Source organism: Advenella sp. (genome assembly GCF_052108595.1).
GTDB lineage: Bacteria > Pseudomonadota > Gammaproteobacteria > Burkholderiales > Burkholderiaceae_B > Advenella.
Window position 1 is genome coordinate 1 of sequence record NZ_JBQEAU010000117.1, and the last position, 6,310, is coordinate 6,310.

General features: G+C 54.2%; 6 protein-coding genes and 1 pseudogene. 1 reads left to right on the forward strand and 6 read right to left on the reverse strand.

Annotated features, from left to right (window positions below; genetic code table 11):
- The 6 genes and pseudogenes from ACTIKR_RS17335 to ACTIKR_RS17360 form a co-directional block, all read right to left on the reverse strand.
- Positions 1–239 (reverse strand): annotated as a pseudogene (locus ACTIKR_RS17335) (glyoxylate/hydroxypyruvate reductase A); the annotation flags it as partial.
- 46 nt (positions 240–285) lie between these two features.
- Positions 286–1,578 (reverse strand): NAD(P)/FAD-dependent oxidoreductase, encoded by a 1,293-nt coding sequence (locus ACTIKR_RS17340; protein WP_193087740.1) that lies wholly within the window; start codon positions 1,576–1,578, stop codon positions 286–288.
- A gap of 30 nt (positions 1,579–1,608) precedes the next feature.
- Positions 1,609–2,340: an amino acid ABC transporter ATP-binding protein gene (locus ACTIKR_RS17345; protein WP_193087739.1), complete on the reverse strand. Its 732-nt coding sequence runs from the start codon at positions 2,338–2,340 to the stop codon at positions 1,609–1,611.
- On the reverse strand, positions 2,337–2,990 hold the full coding sequence (locus ACTIKR_RS17350; RefSeq protein WP_014749992.1) for an amino acid ABC transporter permease: 654 nt from the start codon (positions 2,988–2,990) through the stop codon (positions 2,337–2,339). The genes ACTIKR_RS17345 and ACTIKR_RS17350 overlap by 4 nt, the downstream gene beginning before the upstream one ends.
- A gap of 73 nt (positions 2,991–3,063) precedes the next feature.
- Positions 3,064–3,816, reverse strand: coding sequence for a substrate-binding periplasmic protein (locus ACTIKR_RS17355; protein WP_442328512.1), 753 nt, complete (start codon positions 3,814–3,816; stop codon positions 3,064–3,066).
- Between the two features lie 9 nt (positions 3,817–3,825).
- A complete protein-coding gene (locus ACTIKR_RS17360; protein ID WP_193087738.1) occupies positions 3,826–4,458 on the reverse strand; it encodes a helix-turn-helix domain-containing protein in 633 nt (210 codons plus the stop codon).
- 492 nt (positions 4,459–4,950) lie between these two features.
- Between ACTIKR_RS17360 and ACTIKR_RS17365 the strand changes: the two genes are divergently transcribed.
- Positions 4,951–6,189, forward strand: coding sequence for a DmpA family aminopeptidase (locus ACTIKR_RS17365; protein WP_442328513.1), 1,239 nt, complete (start codon positions 4,951–4,953; stop codon positions 6,187–6,189).
- The last annotated feature ends 121 nt before the right edge of the window (positions 6,190–6,310 follow it).

Sequence of the window (6,310 nt, forward strand, 5' to 3'; positions counted from 1 at the left end):
GGCTGACGCAAAATAGCGTCTACACCTGCGCCCATATTGAATACCAGATCCAGGGCGCGATAACGCGCGAACAGCCCTGCCGGCGGCTTCCAGACGATCGCAGCGCGCACGTCCGGCGCCGGTGATGGCGCCTGTGGGTCAAAGATATGGGCATCCAGATCGGGAAAATGCTGTTGGATCACCTTCAGCCATTTCTGCGCGGCGGCAGCGCTTTCCGATGCGAGTACAACGCGAATCATATATTGTCCTGCTTTATGTCAAATTCGATAATAAATAGCCGCAAGCCTAGCTGCGGCTGTCCAGATAACGGTACCAGGAAATCAGTGCGCCGACATACAGCTTGCGCAGACCGTAAAACGGCAACCGGTGCACTGGGGTAAATGGTACAGGAAGCGCAGCTTCGTTGCCCGATTGCAGATAGCTCGCAATGGCTTTGCCCATTGCCGTCTGCAAGCCGATGCCTCGCCCCTGGCAACCGATATTGAGGATCAGGCCCGGTTCAGGTTGATGCAAATGCGGCATGTAGTCTTGCGTCACCGACACCCTTCCACACCAGTAGTATTCAAATTCAATATCCTTCAGTTGAGGATAAAGCACTGTAATGGCCTTTTTCAGATGGTCCCAATCCTCTTTGCCGCGCGGTTCACGAAAGGGCCCCCGGCCGCCCATCAGAAAGCGGCCGGTATGGTCCTTGCGAAAATAAAGCAGCAAATTGCGTGTGTCGGACACCGGCTGCCCCTGCGGCAAAATGGTCCTGGCAATATCATCGGGCAACGGCGCGGTCGCCACCTGATAGGTATTCGGGTCTACCACCGTCTCTTTCAGGTTTTTCCAGATGCCATCGCTATACGCATTGGTACAGACCACCACGCGGCGGGCATGGACGACATGACCGCTGTCGGTGGTCACCTGCCAGCCACTGCCTTTTTTTTCAATAGACAGCACTGGCGTACCGGTATGCACCGGCACCCCGGCTGCAAGCGTGACACGCGCCAGCTCGCGCGCATAACTGAGCGGTTGCACTGAGCCGCCGCGCTCATCGAACCAGCCGCCGTGATACTGGTCCGTCCCCAGCAAATCGGCAACATCGCTGCGCGACAGGGGCCTGACGGGCGCATCCTGCTTTTGCCAGTCGGCAACGCGCTTTTGTACAATCGCCAACGCAGACCGGGAGTGCGCCGGCTGTATCCAGCCATTGCGCGTATGCGGCACATTCAAGTTGTAGCGGTCGATCAATGAGAAAACGGTACTGGTGGTCGTACTGGCAAACTCAATCAATTGCCTGCCGCGTTCCGGCCCGTATGCGCTGAGCAGTTCCGCAGGATCTTTTTTCAACCCTGGCACCAGTTGCCCACCATTGCGGCCGGACCCGCCAAACCCGATTTCCCTGGCCTCGAGCACCATGCACTGTTGCCCCGACTGTGCCAGATGCAACGCGGTGCTCAGGCCCGCATACCCTGCCCCGATAATTAACGTGTCGGTCTCGGCCGCTGCCATCAGGGGGATGGTTACCGGAGGCGCGACGGCAGTATCGTGCCACAAAGCGGGAGCCAGAGGAAACCGGTTAGCTGGAAACATGGAACGTCCTTAAATACAAATGCAATAAAGTCAGAACGGGTGCAGAACCCGCCGAAGAAAATCCTGGGTCCGGGGATGCTGCGGAGCATTGAGGATATCCGTGGCTTTGCCCTGTTCCACAATCACGCCCTGGTCAAAGAACAACACGCGATCGGCCACCTCTTTGGCAAAGGCCATTTCATGCGTCACCACGATCATGGTCATGCCTGCGCGCGCCATATCCGCCATGACATTGAGCACTTCGCCAACCAGTTCCGGATCAAGCGCAGACGTGGGCTCATCAAACAGAATCGCCTGCGGCTCCATGGCAAGCGCCCGCGCAATTGCGACCCGTTGCTGCTGTCCGCCGGAAAGCTGCTGCGGGTATGACGACAGCTTGTCTGCCAGCCCGACCTTTTCCAGATATTGCGTCGCCGCTGCACGCGCCTGTGCCCGTTCAATGCCTTTGACATAGATGGGCCCTTCCATGACATTTTCCAGCGCGGTGCGATGGGGAAACAGATTGAAGCGCTGAAACACCATGGCCACCTCCTGGCGAATCTGTCGCAGATGACTGCTCTTGCGATCGACCATTTTCTCGTCAATGCGGATGGCCCCTTCTTCGTAACTTTCCAGGCCATTGATACAGCGCAGAATGGTTGATTTTCCCGACCCCGAGGGGCCGACAATACATACGACTTCGCCGTTTTCAACCTTCGCATTGACGCCGCGCAGAACATGATTCTGCCCGAAACGCTTGTGAACATTTTCAAGTGTGATCATGCTTTCTTTGTCCGTTTTTCCAGGTACTTCACAAGAAAAATAAGTGGCATGCACATCACCAGATACATGATCGCAACCATGGTAAATACGGTGACGTTGTCAAAATTCGATGTGGCCAGCAATTTGCCCTGCATGGCCAGCTCTGCCACGGTAATGGTTGAAGCCTGGGACGAGTCCTTAAGCATCATGATCATGGTGTTCCCATAGGGCGGCAACGTAATGCGCACCGCCTGCGGCAGGATCACCCGCCGCATCATGGTTGCCCAGGTCATTCCCATCGATTGCGACGCCTCGACCTGACCATGGTCAATCGCTTCAATCCCTGCACGAAAATTTTCCGACTGATATGCCGAATAGGCGACGCCCAGGCCCAGAATAGAAGCCTGGACTGCATTCACATCGATGCCGATATCAGGAAAGACGAAATAGACGTAGAACAAAATAACGATAATCGGAATGCCGCGAATAATATTGACGGCACTTTCGCTTAGCCAGGCCAGCCACCGAATGCCGGAACTGCGCATGAGCGCCCAGATCAGGCCGAGCACCGTAGAGAGCAGCAACGAGCCTGCCGTAACAATAAGGGTCGCCTTGACACCCTGTAAAAGCACAGGAAAATACTGGGCAATGCGTACCGACAATTCATCCATAGGGAGCCATTATTCTTGTTGCGTGTGGTGGTCGCGGCGCCGGCACGCTTCGGTGCCAGCACGAGCGGCATGATTATTTTTCAAGCTTCCATTTTTTCAGAATGGATGCGATGGTTCCATCGGCCTTGAGCGCATCAATCGCCGTATTGAGTTTCTGCTGCAGTTCAGTTTCACCCTTGCGTGTAATCAATCCAAGATCGCGCACAACGACTGGTTTGTAACTTTCCACCAGACGCACGTTCTTGAACATATTGTTGCTCAGGTACGCCGCAGCAATCGGCTGATCCACCAGTACGGCCTGCACCCGACCTTTTTCGAGGTCACGCATCATATCGGTTGATGCATCATACAGCTTCATGTCCGTCACCCCGGCTTTCTGCGCCGGTGCGATATAGGCGGTACCAATCTGGATACCCACGGTTTTATCCTTCAACTGCTCAAGACTGGTGTATTGCGTCTTGTCACTGTCGGGTACGACCAGCCCTTCTCCATAGCTGAAGATGGTATTGGTGTAATCAATGATTTTTGCCCGTTCGTCTGTCTTGATCATGGCAGCCGAAACAATGTCGATCCGCTTCGATTGCAGTGACCCGATCAGGGCCGAAAACACCATGGGGCTGATTTCATAGGTAAAGCCGGCTTTCTTTGAGACAGCGTCAATCACATCGACCATCACACCCGCAATTTTTCCTGACTTGGCATCCAGATAGGTAAAGGGCATGCCGGTGGGCGTGGAGCCCACCTTATAGTTGTCTGCAGCCAGTGCAACCGAGCCGTTCAGACATGCCGCCAGCATACATACAGATAACAGTTTTTTCATTCCCATGAAGTTCTCCTAGTCCCTTTCGGGTTTGGTAATAACCCACAGCACACATGTGTCCTGATCGGTCGGATTGTTCCACTTGCGTGGCATATCGCTCGTATAGCAAAACGTATCGTTCTGTTCCAGCGTCACGTAACGCTTGTCAAACCACAACTGCAATTGCCCATAGATCACCAGCCCGCTGATTTCGCCGCTGCGGGTGGTGATCCATTCATCGCCGGAACTGCCGCCTGGCTGGATAATGGCCTGATACAGATCCACCGAGCGACAGCGCGAAGGCGTGATGATTTTCTTGATGATCTTCTTGTCTTTCATCACCACCTGCCTGTGCGAGGCGGCCCTGGCAATCCAGCCATCGGTCTGTTCATCAGTGCACTCGGTGTTGCTCAGCAGTTCACCAAGTGAAATATTGAGCGCCCCCGAGATCCGGTTCAGCATATTGACGGTCGGCGAGGTCATGCCGCGCTCAATCTGGCTGAGCGAACCAATTGAGATATCTGCCTTGCGTGCGACCTGTTCCAGAGACAGGCTTTGTTCGCGCCTGATCGCCCGCAGTTGCTGCCCCAGCCAAAAATCGACAAATGACACGATTTTTCCAGTGAATTTAGCACCGGAAGCCGGCGTAACGGTGTCCATGGTCTTCATCCGCTGTGTCCGTTATATTGAAAAATGAAATTTTCATTATTATGAATAATATACATATTTGAAATATTCAACGACCGGGATTACCCTAAAAATCATGTCAATCGACATAAAAAATTTGCTGCGACTGAAAACAGACAGGTTTTAATTTCATGCCGCGTGACTGTTTTTTCCACGCCGCCCCCTACATCAATCTGCGTAGACGACCGAGGAATAGTATCGGCAATGCACCTGAACCTTACACCACGTCTCTGGCCACCAACATACTGCCTATATGAATTAACATGAACAGGCAGTCAGTCATGCACAGATATTTCTTTGTGGCGAAACCGACGCGGATAAGACGATGAGTACAGTCCGTATCCATGACTCAGATTCTCTTTGACGCATACGCTTGCCGCACGCATATCAGTGGATCAGCCCCGTGCACTCGCAATATTTTTAATGACCATCTTCCGAAGTTAAATTATAGTTGTGATTTTTCGGGAGATTACAATGCGCTGTGCTGCACCAAAGCTACTTTCAATCATGCTGGCTTCTGTCTTGATCTGCGGCCACGCACAGGCACTTGCCAATGACACCAACAACCGACCACGGGCGCGCGATATCGGCCTAGTCAGCGGCGTCCTGTCGCCTGGCAAACTGAATGCAATCACAGATGTCAACGGCGTTCTGGTGGGCCAGACCACACTGAACAAGGGAGAGGACATACGTACTGGTGTAACGGCAATCCTGCCCCATGCGGGCAACCTCTTCAAAGAGAAGGTGGCTGCCGCAGTTCACGTTGGAAACGGGTTTGGCAAACTCATGGGTTCGACCCAGATAAGCGAACTGGGTGAGATCGAGACGCCCATCCTGTTGACCGGGACGCTCAACGTGCCTCGCGTGGCCGACGCCTTACTGGACTGGATGCTGGCGCTGCCGGGCAACGAGGACGTACGGTCGATCAATGCCGTGGTGGGCGAGACCAATGACGGCCGGCTTAATGACCTGCGCGGCCGCCACGTCGGCCAGGAACACGTGTTCGCGGCATTGAAATCGGCCAGTAACGGCCCTGTCGAAGAAGGCGCCGTGGGCGCTGGCACCGGCACAGAGGCCTTCGGATTCAAGGGCGGCATCGGCACATCATCGCGGGTGGTGCCTGAAAGCGCAGGCGGCTATACGGTGGGTGTGCTGGTGCAGACCAATTTTGGCGGCGTGCTTACCATGAACGGTGCGCCGGTAGGCAAGGAATTGGGCCGCTACTATTTGAAAGAAGCACTCGAAGGTAAAAAGGTCAGCGCAAATACCGGCAATGGCGCGTTGACGCTAACGAAGAACGATCCCATTCAGCTCGATCATGTCAGTGATCGTGCGGATGGATCCATCATGATGATCGTTGCCACCGATGCGCCGCTGGGTAGTAGAAACCTGGAGCGATTGGCCAAAAGAGCCATGCTCGGGCTGGCCCGCACGGGATCGCCGGCGACCAATGGCAGTGGTGATTACGTGATTGCCTTTAGCACCGCACCAGAAAGCAGGATCAATTCGTCTGATGCAGTACGGGAAACGAAAGTGCTTGGCAATAATGCCATGTCGCCGCTCTTTCTTGCAACCGTAGAAGCAACCGAGGAAGCCATTTATAACTCATTGCTAAAAGCAAAAACAACCACGGGACGGGACGGCCGTGTTGTGGAAGCGTTGCCGATTGATAAAACCGTCGACATTCTGAAAAAGTATGGCGCCGTAAAATAATCGAGAGCTGGCCTGATAACTGCGGCAAGAACAGCAGTTATCAGCGTCGCCCACATCTGGTGTATGGAGCCGCCGCTCGTTACTGGAATCCGAGTTTTTATGGCAAGTGCTCAATGAGAGA